The organism is Martelella lutilitoris (assembly GCF_016598595.1).
Lineage (GTDB): Bacteria > Pseudomonadota > Alphaproteobacteria > Rhizobiales > Rhizobiaceae > Martelella > Martelella lutilitoris_A.
Genome location: NZ_CP066786.1, coordinates 280,757 through 297,100 on the forward strand (window position 1 = coordinate 280,757; position 16,344 = coordinate 297,100).

16 protein-coding genes are annotated in these 16,344 nt (G+C 63.2%); 11 read left to right on the forward strand and 5 right to left on the reverse strand.

The window, feature by feature from the left end:
• Positions 1 to 35: 35 nt before the first annotated feature.
• The 7 genes from ptsP to JET14_RS01375 all read left to right on the forward strand — a co-directional run bounded on the left by ptsP (position 36) and on the right by JET14_RS01375 (position 8,493).
• Positions 36 to 2,303 (forward strand): phosphoenolpyruvate--protein phosphotransferase, encoded by a 2,268-nt coding sequence (gene ptsP, locus JET14_RS01345; protein WP_200336469.1) that lies wholly within the window; start codon positions 36 to 38, stop codon positions 2,301 to 2,303.
• Positions 2,304 to 2,362: 59 nt separating this feature from the next.
• Complete coding sequence (gene prfA, locus JET14_RS01350) at positions 2,363 to 3,445, forward strand: peptide chain release factor 1 (protein ID WP_200336470.1); 1,083 nt, start codon at positions 2,363 to 2,365, stop codon at positions 3,443 to 3,445.
• Between the two features lie 10 nt (positions 3,446 to 3,455).
• The gene (prmC, locus tag JET14_RS01355; protein ID WP_246750448.1) at positions 3,456 to 4,322 is read left to right on the forward strand and encodes a peptide chain release factor N(5)-glutamine methyltransferase; all 867 of its coding nucleotides are present in this window, start codon (positions 3,456 to 3,458) and stop codon (positions 4,320 to 4,322) included.
• A 318-nt stretch (positions 4,323 to 4,640) separates the two neighbouring features.
• Positions 4,641 to 5,381: a DUF4167 domain-containing protein gene (locus tag JET14_RS01360; protein ID WP_200336472.1), complete on the forward strand. Its 741-nt coding sequence runs from the start codon at positions 4,641 to 4,643 to the stop codon at positions 5,379 to 5,381.
• Positions 5,382 to 5,502: 121 nt separating this feature from the next.
• Entirely contained in the window at positions 5,503 to 6,135 is a 633-nt protein-coding gene (gene cmk, locus JET14_RS01365) for a (d)CMP kinase (protein ID WP_200336473.1), read from the forward strand.
• A 172-nt stretch (positions 6,136 to 6,307) separates the two neighbouring features.
• Entirely contained in the window at positions 6,308 to 8,014 is a 1,707-nt protein-coding gene (rpsA, locus tag JET14_RS01370; RefSeq protein WP_024707000.1) for a 30S ribosomal protein S1, read from the forward strand.
• 134 nt (positions 8,015 to 8,148) lie between these two features.
• Positions 8,149 to 8,493, forward strand: a complete 345-nt coding sequence (locus JET14_RS01375) for a DUF6665 family protein (RefSeq protein WP_200336474.1) — start codon at positions 8,149 to 8,151, stop codon at positions 8,491 to 8,493.
• A gap of 99 nt (positions 8,494 to 8,592) precedes the next feature.
• Here JET14_RS01375 and JET14_RS01380 read toward each other — a convergent pair whose 3' ends face one another.
• Positions 8,593 to 8,766, reverse strand: a complete 174-nt coding sequence (locus tag JET14_RS01380) for a YdcH family protein (RefSeq protein WP_200336475.1) — start codon at positions 8,764 to 8,766, stop codon at positions 8,593 to 8,595.
• Between the two features lie 339 nt (positions 8,767 to 9,105).
• Here JET14_RS01380 and purE point away from each other — a divergent pair, with 339 nt between their 5' ends.
• The 4 genes from purE (at position 9,106) to JET14_RS01400 (ending at position 11,594) form a co-directional block, all read left to right on the forward strand.
• On the forward strand, positions 9,106 to 9,597 hold the full coding sequence (gene purE / locus JET14_RS01385) for a 5-(carboxyamino)imidazole ribonucleotide mutase (protein ID WP_200336476.1): 492 nt from the start codon (positions 9,106 to 9,108) through the stop codon (positions 9,595 to 9,597).
• 4 nt (positions 9,598 to 9,601) lie between these two features.
• Positions 9,602 to 10,675: a 5-(carboxyamino)imidazole ribonucleotide synthase gene (locus JET14_RS01390; protein ID WP_200336477.1), complete on the forward strand. Its 1,074-nt coding sequence runs from the start codon at positions 9,602 to 9,604 to the stop codon at positions 10,673 to 10,675.
• 127 nt (positions 10,676 to 10,802) lie between these two features.
• Positions 10,803 to 10,928: a type B 50S ribosomal protein L36 gene (gene ykgO / locus JET14_RS01395; RefSeq protein ID WP_018064355.1), complete on the forward strand. Its 126-nt coding sequence runs from the start codon at positions 10,803 to 10,805 to the stop codon at positions 10,926 to 10,928.
• Between the two features lie 75 nt (positions 10,929 to 11,003).
• Entirely contained in the window at positions 11,004 to 11,594 is a 591-nt protein-coding gene (locus JET14_RS01400; protein WP_200336478.1) for a tetratricopeptide repeat protein, read from the forward strand.
• Positions 11,595 to 11,621: 27 nt separating this feature from the next.
• Here JET14_RS01400 and JET14_RS01405 read toward each other — a convergent pair whose 3' ends face one another.
• The 4 genes from JET14_RS01405 to dapF form a co-directional block, all read right to left on the reverse strand.
• Positions 11,622 to 12,275, reverse strand: a complete 654-nt coding sequence (locus JET14_RS01405; RefSeq protein ID WP_200336479.1) for a septation protein A — start codon at positions 12,273 to 12,275, stop codon at positions 11,622 to 11,624.
• Positions 12,276 to 12,372: 97 nt separating this feature from the next.
• Positions 12,373 to 13,710, reverse strand: a complete 1,338-nt coding sequence (ftsY, locus tag JET14_RS01410) for a signal recognition particle-docking protein FtsY (RefSeq protein WP_200336480.1) — start codon at positions 13,708 to 13,710, stop codon at positions 12,373 to 12,375.
• A 100-nt stretch (positions 13,711 to 13,810) separates the two neighbouring features.
• On the reverse strand, positions 13,811 to 15,073 hold the full coding sequence (gene mtaB, locus JET14_RS01415; protein WP_200336481.1) for a tRNA (N(6)-L-threonylcarbamoyladenosine(37)-C(2))-methylthiotransferase MtaB: 1,263 nt from the start codon (positions 15,071 to 15,073) through the stop codon (positions 13,811 to 13,813).
• A 114-nt stretch (positions 15,074 to 15,187) separates the two neighbouring features.
• On the reverse strand, positions 15,188 to 16,063 hold the full coding sequence (gene dapF / locus JET14_RS01420) for a diaminopimelate epimerase (RefSeq protein WP_246750450.1): 876 nt from the start codon (positions 16,061 to 16,063) through the stop codon (positions 15,188 to 15,190).
• Positions 16,064 to 16,344 lie beyond the last annotated feature (281 nt).

Consider the following 16,344-nt stretch of genomic DNA (forward strand, 5'->3'; position numbering starts at 1 on the left):
AACCTAGACGGTTTCTCCACCGGGGACAGACTGCTATGAACCACCAAGCACCGAGCCCGCGTATCCTGCTGAAGCGGCTCAGGGAACTGATGGCCGAGCCGCTGGAGCCGCAGGACCGCCTTGACCGCATCGTCGGCCAGATTGCCGACAACATGGTCGCGGCCGTGTGTTCGGTCTATGTGCTCAGAGCCGACAGCGTGCTTGAGCTTTATGCGACGCAAGGCCTGAAGCGCGATGCGGTTCACCTGGCGAGCCTGCGCATGGGCCAGGGTCTTGTCGGCACGATCGCGGCTTCCGCGCGGCCGCTGAACCTTTCCGACGCCCAGTCCCACCCCGCCTTCCGTTATCTGCCGGAAACGGGCGAGGAGATCTATCACTCCTTCCTCGGCGTGCCGATCCTGCGCGCCGGCCGCACGCTCGGCGTTCTCGTGGTGCAGAACACCGACGAGCATGCCTATAGCGAGGAGGAGGTCGAGGCGCTGCAGACGGCGGCGATGCTGCTTGCCGAACTGATCGCCTCCGGTGATCTGAAGAAGATCACCCGGCCGGGCATGGAGCTCGACCTGACCCGCTCGGTGTCGCTCTCGGGCGATGCCTATGGCGAGGGCATCGCGCTCGGCCATGCCGTGCTGCACGAACCGCGAATCATGATCAACAACCTCGTCAACGAGGACAGCGACGCCGAGATTGCGCGGCTGCGCGCGGCGATCGAGAAGCTGCGTTTTTCGATCGACGAGCTTCTTCAGCGCAATGACGTGCCTTCGGAGGGCGAGCACCGCGAGGTGCTGGAAACCTACCGCATGTTCGCCCATGACCGCGGTTGGGTCCGGCGGCTTGAAGAAGCGATCATGCTGGGGCTGACGGCCGAGGGCGCCGTGGAAAAGGTGCAGAGCGACACCAAGGCCCGGATGATCCGCCTCACCGACCCCTTCATGCGCGACCGCATGCATGATCTCGATGACCTTGCCAACCGGCTGCTGCGTCAGCTGACCGGCCATGCGGTCGATACGGACGGGGAGAATTTTCCCGAGGACGCCGTGGTCGTCGCCCGCGTCATGGGCCCGGCCGAGCTTCTCGATTACCCGCGCGAGAAACTGCGCGGCCTGGTGCTCGAGGAGGGAGCGGCGACCAGCCACGTCATCATCGTCGCGCGCGCCATGGGTATTCCGGTCATCGGCCAGGCGACCGGCGTTGCCGCCCAGGTGGAGAACGGCGATGCGATCATTGTCGACGGAGATGATGGCGAGGTGCATGTGCGCCCGCTCGATGCGGTCGTCACCGCCTATGAGGAAAAGCTGAGGCTCAGGGCGCGCCGCCAGGAGCAGTTCCGGGCGCTCCGGTCCGTCGATCCGGTCTCCGCCGACGGCGTGCGCTTCAAGCTGATGATGAATGCCGGGCTTCTGGTCGACCTGCCGCAGCTTGACGATTCGGGTGCGGAAGGAATCGGCCTGTTCCGCACTGAACTGCAGTTCATGATCGCCTCGCGCATGCCGAAGGCGGCCGAGCAGGAGAGCTTCTATCGCCAGGTGCTCGACCATGCGGGCAATCGTCCCGTCACTTTCCGCACCCTCGACATCGGCTCCGACAAGATGGTCTCCTATTTCCGCGCGCAGGAAGAGGAAAACCCGGCCATGGGCTGGCGCGCGATCCGTCTGGCGCTCGACCGGCCCTATCTCCTGCGCATGCAGTTGCGCGCGCTGATGAAGGCCTCGGCCGGTGAGACGCTCAGGGTCATGGTGCCGATGGTTTCCGAGGTCGGCGAGATCCGCGAGGCCCGTGCGCTGATGGCCAAGGAGGTGCAGCACATGGCCCGCTTCGGCCATCAGGTGCCGCGAAAGATCGAACTTGGCGCGATGCTGGAAGTGCCGGCGCTGATCTACGAGATGGACGAGTTGATGGCCGAGGTCGATTTCGTCTCGGTCGGCTCCAACGATCTTTACCAGTTCTTCATGGCGATCGATCGCGGAAATGCCCGCGTTTCCGACCGTTATGACACGATCAGCAAGCCCTTTCTCAGGATGTTGCGCGATGTCGTTCGGGCGGGCGAGCGCAACAATGTCCCGGTGACGCTGTGCGGCGAATATGCCAGCAAGCCCATTTCGGCGCTGGCCCTTTTTGCCATCGGCTATCGCTCGGTATCGATGTCCGCGACAGCGATCGGTCCGGTGAAGGCGATGCTGCTCGGGCTTGATATCTCGGCCGTCAGCGATGTCGTGAACGCGGCGCTCGACGATCCGGCGAACCTGACGCCGGTGCGCGCCCTTCTGGAGCGCTTTGCCGGCGAGCACAATATTCCGCTTTAGCGGCGTTTTCAAAAACGCAGGCGGCAAAAAAGACCAACAACAAGCGGAGAGAATGACCCGTGGCGATGCTACCACAGGAAAAGATGCGGGAACTGGAACGGCGTTTTGCCGAGGTCGAGGCGCGCATGTCGTCCGGCCCCGACGCCGAGACCTATGTGAGGCTCGCCTCCGAATATGCCGAGCTCGAGCCGGTGGTGGCCAAGATCCGCGCCTATCAGTCCGCCGAACGCGAGCTTGCCGACCTCGAAAGCCTGCTTTCCGACCGCGCGACCGACCGGGAGATGCGCGAACTCGCCGAAATGGAAGTGCCTGAGCTTGAGGAACGCATCGAGGCGCTGACCGGGGAAATCCAGCTTCTGCTGCTGCCGCGCGATGCGGCCGACGAGAAAAGTGCGGTGCTGGAGATCCGCGCCGGAACCGGCGGTTCCGAGGCGGCGCTCTTTGCCGGCGACCTCTTCCGCATGTATGAGCGCTACGCCTCCGACAAGGGCTGGAAGGTCGAGGTGCTTTCCGCAAGCGAGGGCGATGCCGGCGGCTACAAGGAAATCATCGCTTCGGTTTCGGGGCGCGGCGTTTTCTCGCGGCTGAAATTCGAATCCGGCGTGCACCGCGTGCAGCGCGTGCCGGAAACCGAAGCTGGCGGTCGCATTCATACTTCAGCGGCAACGGTCGCCGTTCTTCCCGAGGCGGAGGACATCGACATCGAGGTTCGCCAGGAAGATATCCGCATCGACACGATGCGCTCTTCGGGCGCCGGCGGCCAGCACGTCAACACCACCGATTCGGCCGTGCGCATTACCCATATCCCGACCGGCATCGTCGTCACCTCATCGGAAAAATCCCAGCATCAGAACCGGGCGAAGGCCATGCAGGTGCTGCGCGCCAAGCTGTTCGACATGGAGCGCCAGCGCGCCGATAGCGAGCGGTCTGCCGACCGCAAGGCCCAGGTCGGCTCCGGCGACCGGTCGGAACGTATCCGCACCTATAATTTTCCCCAAGGGCGCGTCACCGACCACCGTATCAACCTGACGCTCTACAAGCTCGATGCCGTGATCGCCGGCGATCTCGACGAGATCGTCGATGCGCTCGTCGCCGATTACCAGGCCGGCCAGCTCGCGCTTCTCGGCGCGAAGGCCAATTGAGGATACGGGCGTGACGACGCTTTCAGCGCTCTATCGCAAGGCCGTTGCCGCCTTCGCGGCGGGAGGTCTTGAAACGCCGGCGGAGGATGCACGTCATCTGGTCAGCGGCGTGCTCGGCCTGTCCCTGACGGAGATGATGACCGAGGGCGCCCGCGTGATCGAGCCGGATGAAGAGATCGCCGTATCGTCCGCCATGGAGAGGCGGCTTGCGCGCGAACCCGTCTACCGCATCCTCGGCGCGCGCGAATTCTTCGGCCTCGATTTCATGCTGTCCGCCGAAACGCTGGAGCCGCGGCCGGACACGGAAATTCTGGTCGAGCATGCGCTTGCCTTTCTCAAGCAGACGGTTCGGCTAAAAGGCGCGGCCCGTTTCGTCGATCTTGGCACCGGAACCGGCGCGATTGCGGTCGCTCTGTTGAAAAATTGCGCCGGAGCGACCGCGCTTGCCACGGATATTGCCGACGGGGCTCTTGAAACCGCGCGCGCCAATGCCTTGATAAACGGTGTCGCGGATCGTTTCGAGACGGCGCGCGGACCATGGCTCGATGTGACGAAGGGGCGATACGACATGATCGTGTCAAATCCGCCCTATATCGTCTCGGACGTGATCGATACACTGGCACCCGAGGTCAGGGAGCATGATCCCGTCCGCGCGCTGGACGGAGGCAAGGACGGTCTTGACGCCTACCGCGCGATCGCGGCGAAAGCCTCGGACCATCTGGCCGAAGACGGCATTGTCGCGCTTGAGATCGGCTTTGACCAGAAGGACGTGGTGACCGCGATCTTTTCCGAAGAAGGGTTCGCACTTGCACAATCGCACAGGGATTTTGGCGGAAATGACCGCGTTGTCATTTTTGCAAGCGCCCGGAAAAGCTGAAAATCAAGCCGGTTCCGGCCTTTTTCAAAACAGGCGAAGAAAGGGCTTGGAATTTTTAGACAAGCACGATAGGTTGCAGCCACGCAAAACGGTGACTGAACGAAACGGGCGATTCGTCGCCAGGCAACAGTCTCAAGGTTTTTCGTCCAATGTTGGTTCATTGTGACATACCGTCTTTTGCGTGATTCAGGTATTTGGATTCCACGAATGGCAGAGGGTCGTTTGCCCTGCCAACGGGGCTATGCCGCCGTGTTTCGCTGATGCGGGAACGGCCAAGGCGTAGCTCGACCATTGACAGAAAATTCAGGTGAATACTCCATGAGGTCAGGACAGCAGAATAAGCGCAGCCGGGGGCGCGGCGGCAATAATAACTTCAACCGTAAGGGCGCCAACCCGCTGACCCGCACTTATGACAGTACCGGTCCTGATGTGAAGGTGCGGGGCACCGCGCAGCATGTCGCGGAAAAATACATGTCGCTTGCGCGCGATGCGCAAGGGGCGGGCGACCGGGTGATGGCGGAGAACTATCTCCAGCACGCCGAGCACTATAACCGCATCATTGCCGCAGCCCAGTCGCAGCTTCAGGAGCGCCATCAGCGCGACGACCGCTCCGACGAGGACAATGACGATGTTGCGGCCAAAAAGGGCAATAACGGCAATAACCAGTCGTCGTCCGACGAGCGCGGCGAGCGCAAGGAACAGCAGCGCAAGCAGGAACCCCAGGTGGATGCCGACGGCCCGCAGCCGGTGATCGACGGAACGCCCGCCGAGGTTGCGGCCGAAGAGGCCGAGGGCCAGCCGGCGGCGAAATCCCGCCGTCGTTCGCCAGCCGCCAGCCGTCCGCGCCGCACCAAGCGCGCCGCTGCCGAGAATTCTGGCGAGGAGGAAAGCGCCGCTTCCGCCGGCGAGAATGGCGCAGAAGCCGAGGCTCCGAAAAAGCCGGCGCGCCGCCGCCGCACACCGAAGGCCGAGGCCGAAGGCGACGAGGGCAAGGACGCGTCGTCCAAGCCTGCCAAGAAGGACAAGGCCCCCGCGCTTGCCGACAGCGCCTCGGAATAGGCTTTCACGTTATTCGAACATCGGGCCCGGTTTTTCAGCCGGGCCTTTTTCGTTGGATCCGGTTGTTCCGATTTTCGGGCGGATGCGCTATGTCAGCGTCAAACGGAACGGAATGGGTGTCATGGGCTTTGTCATCGCAATCGACGGACCGGCGGCGGCCGGCAAGGGAACGCTGGCGAGAAAGCTTGCCGCGCATTACGGCCTGCCGCACCTTGATACCGGGCTGACCTACCGTGCAACCGCGAAGGCGCTTATCGATGCGGGAAAACCGCTGGATGATGAAGCGGTCGCCGCCGAGATGGCGGCCCGCGTCGATCTCGGCAATCTCGACCGCGCGGTGCTTTCGGCCCATGACATCGGCGAGGCTGCCTCGAAGGTGGCCGCCATGCCCGCCGTGCGCGTGGCGCTGGTGGAGGCCCAGCGACGGTTCGCCGCGGCCGGCAAGGGCGCGGTGCTCGACGGCCGCGATATCGGCACTGTGGTCTGCCCGGAGGCGCCGGTGAAGCTCTATGTGACGGCCGATGCCGAGATCCGCGCCAGGCGCCGCTGTGACGAAATCGTCGCCAAGGGGGAGTCGGCCGATTTCGATGCGATCCTCGACGATGTCCGCCGCCGCGACGCGCGGGACATGGGGCGAAAGGACAGTCCCTTGCGCCCCGCGGACGATGCGCACTTGCTTGATACGTCCAAAATGGGTATAGAGGCCGCGTTTCAGGCCGCGCGGGCTCTCGTGGACCAGCGGCTTGACCCGTAATGCATGCGGAGGAGGCTCCGCAAATCAAGGTTTTCACTGCATCCATGCGCCGGAATGCTCTTTGTCTTTCCCGAAAAGGCGAAGAGGGGTGCGGTGACAGCCGAAGATCAACACCAGCCACCGGCGCAACGCGTGTTCGGTTCAAGAGAACGGACACGATCCAGGAGTTTTCATGACTGCACAAACCCCCACGCGCGACGATTTCGCCGCAATGCTCGAGGAATCCTTCGGCGCGAACAATGATCTTGCCGAAGGCTATGTTGCCAAGGGCCTGGTCACGTCCATCGAAAAGGACATGGCCATCATCGACGTCGGCCTGAAGGTCGAAGGTCGCGTACCACTGAAGGAATTCGGCGCGCGCGGCAAGGATGGCGAGCTGAAGGTCGGCGACGAAGTCGAAGTCTATGTCGAGCGCATCGAGAACGCGCTGGGCGAGGCTGTCCTGTCGCGTGAGAAGGCCCGCCGCGAGGAAGCATGGGTCAAGCTCGAGGCCAAGTTCGAGGCCGGCGAGCGCGTCGAAGGCATGATCTTCAACCAGGTCAAGGGCGGCTTCACGGTCGATCTCGACGGTGCGATCGCCTTCCTGCCGCGTTCCCAGGTGGACATTCGTCCGATCCGCGACGTATCCCCGCTGATGCACACGCCGCAGCCGTTCGAAATCCTGAAGATGGACAAGCGCCGCGGCAACATCGTCGTTTCGCGCCGGACCGTTCTTGAGGAAAGCCGTGCGGAACAGCGTTCGGAAATCGTCCAGAACCTCGAAGAAGGCCAGGTTGTCGAGGGTGTCGTCAAGAACATCACCGATTACGGCGCCTTCGTTGATCTCGGCGGTATCGATGGTCTGCTGCACGTCACCGACATGGCATGGCGTCGCGTCAACCATCCGACCGAGCTTCTGTCCATCGGCCAGAACGTCAAGGTTCAGATCATCCGCATCAACCAGGAAACGCACCGCATTTCCCTGGGCATGAAGCAGCTTGAAGCGGACCCGTGGGATGGCATCCAGGCCAAGTATCCGGAAGGCAAGAAGATTTCCGGCACGGTCACGAACATCACCGATTACGGCGCGTTCGTCGAGCTGGAGCCGGGCATCGAAGGCCTGATCCACATCTCGGAAATGTCCTGGACCAAGAAGAACGTCCACCCCGGCAAGATCCTGTCGACCACGCAGGACGTCGATGTCGTCGTGCTCGAAGTCGATCCGGCCAAGCGCCGCATTTCGCTCGGCCTCAAGCAGACGCTCGAAAACCCGTGGGAAGCCTTCTCCTTCTCGCATCCGTCCGGCACGGTTGTCGAAGGCGAGATCAAGAACAAGACCGAATTTGGCCTGTTCATCGGTCTCGAAGGCGATGTCGACGGCATGGTGCACCTCTCCGACCTCGACTGGAACCGTCCGGGCGAGCAGGTCATCGAGGAGTACAACAAGGGTGACGTCGTCAAGGCTGTCGTTCTCGATGTCGATATCGACAAGGAACGCATCTCGCTCGGCATCAAGCAGCTCGGCAAGGATTCGCTGACGGAAGCCGCCGCTTCCGGCGATCTGCGCAAGGGTGCTGTCGTGTCCTGCGAAGTCACTGCCGTCAACGACGGCGGTGTCGAGGTCAAGCTCGTCAACCACGACGACATCTCGGCCTTCATCCGTCGTTCGGACCTCGCCCGCGACCGCGACGAGCAGCGCCCCGAGCGTTTCTCCGTCGGCCAGGTCTTCGACGCCCGCGTCACCAACTTCTCCAAGCGCGACCGCAAGGTCATGCTCTCCATCAAGGCGCTTGAAATCGCCGAGGAGAAGGAAGCCGTGGCACAGTTCGGTTCGTCCGACAGTGGCGCTTCGCTCGGCGACATCCTGGGCGCGGCTCTGAAGAACCGCGACGACCAGTAAGCGTTCCGCTTGCACCGACTGAAGTTCGAGCCGCCGGGTGGCAACGCCCGGCGGTTTTTCTTTTTGGCCGTCAAACTTGACGATGGCGGCCTGCCTTCCGATGTTGGGAAGAGGAAGCGGCAAAGGAAAAGACCATGGAAAAGAAGACGCCCATACTGCCCGGGACGAACAGCAAGCCGCTCGATCCCAGGATGGATGCCCTGCAATACGAGATCATGCAGGAGACCGCGCAGGCGCTGGGGCGGATCGGGCGCAGGCTGGAAGAGGCGCTCGCCGCCCTGAAGCGGCATGACGAGACGCCGGGCTCCAACCAGGATCGAGATGAACTGGTGCAGGAGGCGGCCGATCGCGCCTTCGCGCTCTTCATCCAGCGTGACTATCTCGGGCTCAGGACCGACCATCACCTGACATCGACCTATGATATTCCCCGCGAGGTGATGCTGCGCGTCGGCGTCATGAAAAAGGCGGAAAAGACCTGAGGCGGCGACGGCCCCGAGGCCCTTTCGCAAAGCCGTTCACAAAAAAACGCCCCGGTTGATAAACCGGGGCGCTTTGCATTTCACGGAAAGGCCAGCTGATCAGTTCGCCGAGTGCTGAAGGCGCTCGATCTCGTCCTTGAGCTGAAGCTTCTTGCGTTTGAGTTCGTTGATTTCCTCATCATGGCTTGACGGCGAGGACATCACGCTCTGCAGCTCTTTTTCGAGCGCGGAGTGTTTTTCCTCCAGGGCGGCAAGGTGGGTCTGAACTGTCATTTTCGCACGTCCTTCCTTCGTTTATCGCCGCAGGATGCGGCGCCTCGTCATCAATTTGCAAAAAAATCATGCCATGTTTCGTGACGCTTGTCGAAGGCGGAAATGTGATTTTCCGGCGGCATTTTCAATGTCTGCGCTGTCACGCGGCAATCGCTTGCTTTTCACCGAAATCGAATGATGCTAAGGCCTTTGCGGGCAGGCTTTTGCCGCAACTGACCGTAGCCCGGAGCGTCGGGTGTGAAAGGCGTGGACCGGTTTCAAACCCCGACGCGCAAAGACCCCGGCCCGGTTTCGCCATAATTGGAACCACGACCGAAACGGAAGCCGATGAGCCCGATCATGAACCCAAAAGTCGCCATCGTCATGGGCTCCCAGTCCGACTGGGAAACGATGAAGAATGCCGCCGACACGCTCGACATTCTCGATGTCGACTACGATGCCCGTATCGTCTCCGCGCACCGCACGCCGGACCGGCTTTACGATTTCGCGCGCGGCGCGCGCGCAGAAGGCTTCCAGATCATCATTGCCGGCGCGGGCGGGGCGGCGCATCTGCCGGGCATGCTGGCCGCGCTGACGCCGCTGCCGGTCTTCGGCGTTCCGGTTCAGTCGCGCGCGCTTTCCGGCCAGGACAGCCTGCTTTCGATCGTGCAGATGCCGGCGGGCATTCCTGTCGGAACCCTGGCGATCGGCAAGGCGGGCGCGGTCAACGCGGCGCTTCTGGCCGCCGCCGTGCTGGCGCTGACGGATCCGGAGCTTGCGGGAAGGCTCGATGACTATCGCGCCCGCCAGGCGGCCCATGTCGCAGAATATCCCATCGACAAGGACGAATAGGCCCATGAGAACCATCGGCATCATCGGCGGCGGCCAGCTCGGCCGCATGCTGGCCATGGCCGCAGCCCGGCTTTCGATCCGCACCGTCATTCTGGAGCCGGATCCGCATTGCCCGGCGGCTCAGGTGGCAAACGACCATATCGTCGCGGCTTATGACGATGAGCGCGCGCTTGGCGAGCTTGCGTCCCATTGCGATGTCATCACCTATGAATTCGAAAATGTGCCGGAAAAGAGCGCCGCCCTTCTTGCCGCCGAGCGACCGGTCTACCCGCCGGCCCGCGCGCTGTCGATCTCGCAGGATCGGCTGGCCGAAAAGTCCTTTCTCAATGAGTGCGGCATTCCGACGGCCGGTTTCCACGCGGTTGATACCCGCGCCGATCTCGATGCCGCGTTGCAGCGCTTCGGCGGGCGCGGCGTGTTGAAGACGCGCCGCTTCGGCTATGACGGCAAGGGACAGTGGGTCTTCGCCGGTGCGGGAGACGATGCCGGAGCCGCCTTTGAAGCTCTTGGCGGCGCGCCGGCGATCTTCGAGGAATGGATCGATTTTGCCTGCGAGATTTCGGTCATCGCCGCGCGCGGCATGGATGGCGGCTTCATCGCGTTCGATCCGGCGGAAAACGAGCACAGCGGCGGCATTCTGAGGGTCTCGCGCGTACCGGCGCGGGTTGACGATGACGTGATCGAAAAGGCAAAGATCGTCGCCGAAAAGCTGCTCTCGGCGCTGGAATATGTCGGCGTTGCCGGACTGGAGCTTTTCGTCGCCCGCGACGGACGGCTGCTGGCAAACGAGTTTGCCCCGCGCGTGCACAATTCCGGCCACTGGAGCGAGGCGGCCTGCGTCACCTCGCAGTTCGAGCAGCATATCCGCGCCGTCTGCGGCCTGCCGCTGATCGATCCGGCGCGCCACAGTGACTGCGTGATGTACAACATCGTCGGCGACGATATGGATGATATTCCGCGTTACATGATGACGCCGGGCGCGCTCGTCCACCTCTACGGCAAGGCCGAGACCCGGCCGGGGCGGAAGATGGGCCACGTCACCGTGCTTCAACGCCACGAAAACGGCCGGAACGGTTGACTTTCGCCCGGCCTTTCGCTAGGAACCGGCCACAGCCAAGCGCGCCCCATTCCGGCGCGCTTTTGAATGTTGAAACAGACCGCCTTTACTGATCAGTCGAGAGCGGCACAAACAGCGGATCGAAAACATGAAGATCAAGAATTCGCTCAAGGCGCTCAAGTCCCGTCACCGGGAAAACCGTCTGGTGCGCCGCAAGGGCCGAGTATACATCATCAACAAGCAGAACCCGCGCTTCAAGGCCCGCCAGGGCTGATTGCGTTCACCGGTCCGTGATGGGGCCGGGGCAATATCTGTTTGAATTTTCGCCATGACGGGATACCATCCCGTCATGCGCTTTTTTATGCCTGTATTCCTGATGCTGTTTTCGCTTGCGCCCTTGGCGGCGCCAGCTGCCCCCGCGCAAGCGCGTGATGGCGGCGAGGCGGCAGTCGAAGCGCCGGCGGATCCGCTCGACGCGATGTATCGTCGGCTTGCCCGTACCCGGGATTCCGACGAGGCGGCGGCCTTTGCCAAGGAGATTGACGATTATCTCGACCGTTCGCCAAGCGCCACGGTCTCGCTGTTGATCGAATGGTCGGACGCGGCGGAGGCCGATGGCCGCACGGCGGCGGCTCTTGACTTCCTGTCGGAGGCGATCGCGCTTCGGCCCGACGAGCCCGCGGCCTACCGCAAGCGCGCCGTCATCCACTATACCCATGGAGACCTGAACCGGGCGATGGACGATATCGGCAGCGCGCTGGCGCTGGAACCGCGCGATTTCGGCGGGCTTGGCCTGATGGCGACGATCCTCGACCGCACCGGGCGGCCCGAGGCCGCGCTTGCGGTCTGGCGGCGCTATCTCGACTTCTATCCCGCCGACCGCGATGTCGGCGCCTATGTGGACAATACGGAAAACGATCTGGCCGGCCGACGGCTGTGATCGGCGCCGGCGCTGTGAGCCGATGCGCTAGCCCTCGTCCTTCTTTTCCTCGCCGATCGGCTCGACCGAATGACGCATGATCAGCGGCATCTGGGCAAGGGTGAAGGCGATGGTGATCGGCATCGTCGCCCAGACCTTGAAGTTGACCCAGACATCGGCGGAAAAATTGCGCCAGACAACCTCGTTGATGATTGCCAGGAAGACGAAGAACAGGCCCCATCTGAGCGTCAGCTTGCGCCAGCCCTCGTCATCCAGCCTGAAGGCGGAGTGGAACACGTAGCCGAGCAGCGAGCGGCCGAAAACAAGGCCGCCGAGCAGGACGGCGGCGAAAAGCCCGTTGACGATGGTCGGCTTCATCTTGATGAAGGTCTCGTCCTGCAGCCAGATCGACAGCGCCCCGAACACCAGCACGACGACGCCGGAGACGAGCGGCATGATCGGCACCTTGCCCATGAAGATGCGCGAGGCGACGAGCGAGATCACGGTTGCCGCCATGAACAGGGCGGTTGCCACCAGAAGCGGGGTGCCGAAGGCAGCAAGAGCCGGGACGGTTTTCATCAGCCATTCGCCGCGCAGATTGGCGAAGAAGAAGATCATCAGCGGCCCGAGCTCGAAGACAAGCTTCAGGAACGGCTCTTCCTTCTGTTCGGTCGTCAGTTTTTTAGGGCTGCTGTCGCTCATAACCTGTCGTTTCTCATGGATGGCATCGTCGGCTCATATCATATGGGAGCGGCGTCCCTTCAACCCCAAAAGCGGCCATTTTACGGGCGCGCGCGTTTTATGCCTCTTCTTCTTCCGGGGTGCCGGCAATGGCCTGGGCAAACTCCTCCGCCTCGAAGGGTTCGAGGTCGTCGATCCCCTCGCCGACGCCGATGAAATAGACCGGCAGTTTGTGCTTTGCCGCGATCGCCACCAGAATGCCGCCGCGGGCCGTGCCGTCGAGCTTGGTCATGACGAGACCGGATACGCCGGCGATATTGCGGAAGATCTCCACCTGGCTCATGGCGTTCTGGCCGGTGGTGGCATCGAGCGTCTGCAGCACGGTGTGCGGCGCGTCCGGATCGAGCTTGCCGAGCACGCGGACGATCTTGGCCAGTTCGTCCATCAGTTCGGCCTTGTTCTGAAGCCGTCCCGCCGTATCGATGATGACGACGTCCGAGCCGTTTTCCTGGCCGCGCTTGAGGGCGTCATAGGCAAGGCCGGCGGCATCGGCCCCCAACTTGGTGCCGACGAATTCGGCGCCCGTGCGGTCCGACCAGATCTTCAGTTGTTCGATGGCCGCGGCCCGGAACGTGTCGCCGGCGCCGAGCGTCACCTTGAGGCCGGCGCGCGTCAGCTTGGCGGCAAGCTTGCCGATCGTGGTGGTCTTGCCGGTGCCGTTGACGCCGACGACGAGAATGACATGCGGCTTTTTTGACAGGTCAAGCGCCAGCGGCCTTGCCACCGGCTGCAGCACCTTGGTGATCTCGTCGGCCATGATGCGGGTCACATCCTTGCCGGTGACATCGCGTCCATAGCGTTCGGCCGAAAGCGTATCGGTGATGCGCATCGCGGTCTCGATGCCGAGATCGGCCTGGATCAGCAGGTCTTCCAGTTCCTCCAGCGCCTCCTCGTCCAGCTTGCGCTTGGTGAAGAGTGCGGTGATCTGCCCGGAAAGCTGTTGCGAGGTGCGGAACAGACCGGCCTTCAATCGCTGGAACCAGGAGAGTTTCTTCGTCGGCTGCGGCTTTGGCGCTTCGGGCGTCGGACCGGCGGTGATTTCGAAGCCCTGGTTCTTTTTCGGGGCGGGGACCGGCTCTTCCGCGGCCTCAGGCGGTGCCTCGACCGGCGTCGCGGCGACAGGCTCTTCTGCCTGGGCGGAGGTCTCGGGGGCTTCGCCGGCAGGCTCTTTTTCCGGCTCCTCGGAAGACCGGCCGACGACACCGCCGACAATGCTGTCATCATCCCAGGGATCGCTGCTTACGGCCTCGGTGATGGCGCCTTCGGCCTCTTCCGGTTCCGTCGTCGCGGTCTCGGGCGCTTCGGTTTCCTCCTCAGGCGCGACGACCTGATCTTCCTGCGGCTTCTGTTCCTTTTTGCCGAAGGTGAAGACGTTTTTCATGAAGCCGAGGGCCATGGGAATACTGTCCTGTTCTTGCCGTTGTGCGGTTCCTTATCCCGTGCCCCGAAGCACCTTGTCAACGCACAGTCAACGCAAGCCGGCAGGGCGCAAGGCCTCAAGCGTCCGCGAATGTTGCCTGAAGCCTTCTGCCGTCATGGCCGGTCATGCGGGCGCTGACGAAACGGCCGGGCTTGAACCCCGGCATGACCACGGCTGCGAAGTTTTCCGCATGGCCGGTTTCGCCGCGCTCGGAGAGCACGGTCTGGGTCGTGCCGACCAGCCCGTCGAGATGGCGCGCCCTGAGCGCGTCTCCTGTCTCGCGCAACCGCCTTGCCCGTTCCTTCACCAGCGCACGGTCAAGCTGGGGCATGCGGGCGGCCGGCGTTCCGGGCCGGGGGCTGTAGGGGAAGACATGGAGATGCGCGATCCCGGCGTCCTCGGCCAGCCGCACGGTGTTTTCAAAATGCTCTTCGGTCTCGGTGGGAAAGCCGGCGATGAAATCCGCGCCGAAGGCCATGTCCGGGCGCAGTCGCCTTGCCTCGGCCATGAAGGCGAGCGCGTCGTCGCGCGAATGCCGGCGCTTCATCCGCTTGAGGATCAGGTTGTCGCCGTGCTGCAGCGACAGGTGCAGATGCGGCATGAAGCGCGGCTCGTCGGCGATCAGATCAAAAAGGTGCCGGTCGACCTCGATGCTGTCGATCGAGGAAAGCCTCAGCCGGGCAATCTCCGGTACCTGTTTCAGCAGCGTCTTTGCCAGAAGGCCGAGCGTCGGCTGGCCGGGAAGGTCCGCGCCATAGGAGGTGGCGTCGACGCCGGTCAGCACCATTTCGCGATAGCCTTGCTCTGCAAGCTTGCGCGCCTGCTCGACCACGGCGCCCATCGGCACGGAGCGGGAATTGCCGCGGCCATAGGGAATGATGCAGAAGGTGCAGCGGTGGTCGCAGCCATTCTGCACCTGCAGGAAGGCGCGCACATGCCCGTCAATGCTTTCGACCATCTGCGGCGCGGTTTCCGTCACGCTCATAATGTCGTTGACGACGACCTTTTCTTCCGCCGAAACGCCGAAATCCGGCAGGGCCCGGTAGCTCTCGGCCGTCAGTTTCTCGGCATTGCCGAGCACGGCATCGACCTCGGCCATATTGGCAAAGGTTTCCTTCTCCGTCTGCGCCGCGCAGCCGGTGACGATGATGCGCGCATCCGGGTTTTCCCGCCGAGCCCGGCGGATCGCCTGGCGCGCCTGGCGCACCGCCTCGCCCGTCACCGCGCAGGTGTTCACCAGAACGGCATCGCCAAGGCCCGCCTCTTGCGCCGCCTTGAGCATGACTTCGCTCTCATAGGTGTTCAGCCTGCAGCCGAAGGTCAGGGTTTTCAGGGTCATTGCTGGCGCTGTTGTTCCGGTTTGACGGCTATATGGCGCAAAAGGCCGGCGATTGAAAGGGCAGGGGTCAAAGCAGGATGTGGCTAGGCGTGTCGAGGAGCAAAGCTGAGTTCCTCAGCGCTCCCATTCGCCCGTTGCCGGATCCACCCTGCCGGACCATTCATGTTCCGCCGGGCCCGTCATGACCACGTGGTCGTCATCCTCGCGCCAGTCGATTTCCAGCGCGCCGGCGGGCAGATAGACGGTGACCTTGCGGCCGGTGCGGCCGGTGCGGGCGGCTGAGACGGCGGCGGCGCAGGCGGCCGAGCCGCAGGCGAGCGTCAGGCCGGCGCCGCGCTCGAAGGTCTTCAGCGACAGCGAGGAAGGCGAGGTGACCTGCGCCAGCGAGATGTTGGCGCGTTCGGGAAACAGCGGATGACGCTCGTAGCGGGGCCCGAAGGCAAGAATGTCGTAGCTGTCGACAGCGCGCGGCACGAAGAACACGGCATGGGGATTGCCCATGGAGGCGGCGGAAAAGCGCTGCAGCGCCGGGTCGGCCTCATGCGGTTCGGGAAGCGCGACATGGGTCGTGTCGGCGGCGGGGCCTGCAAGCGGGATCTTCTCCCAGTCGAAGATCGGCGCGCCCATGTCGACGGAGATCAGCCCGTCGGAAAGCCGCTCTGCAAGGAGCGCGCCGGCAATGGTGCGGAAGGCAAAACGATCCTCGTCGGTTTCGCGTGAAAGGTAATCGATCACGCAGCGCGTTCCGTTGCCGCAGGCCTGCGCCATCGAACCGTCGGAATTGAGGATGTCGATCCAGCCGTCCGGCGCGTCCTCGCGCGGATCGTAAAGCGCCATGATCTGGTCGAACTCGGTATCGGGATGGGCATCAAGCCGGATCGCGGCTTGCGGCGTCACCTTGTCGGCGCGGCCGCGCATGTCGATGACGAGGATCTTGTTGCCAAGACCGTTCATGCGCTCCATGCGCACCGTGTTCGTGCTGTCCGCCATCGAAGGGCTCCGTCATTGTTTCTGGCGTTATATGGGGCAAATCCGCGGCCGTCACCAGTCCGTGCGGCTGCGGATCGGGAAAAAACGCGCGCACCGAACGCTATAGGTCCAAGGCGGCCTTTGCGCCGGCCCCGTTGATGTGTAGTGTCGGGAAAATCCTCCCCCGGAAGTGAACGTTTCGGCTACCCCTTGCGTTTCCCGAAATATCCTTGCGCCAGCCATGGACCGGACACATGCCGGCGCCATGCCTCTCGAAAGTTCTGAAGATGCCAGTTCCTGTT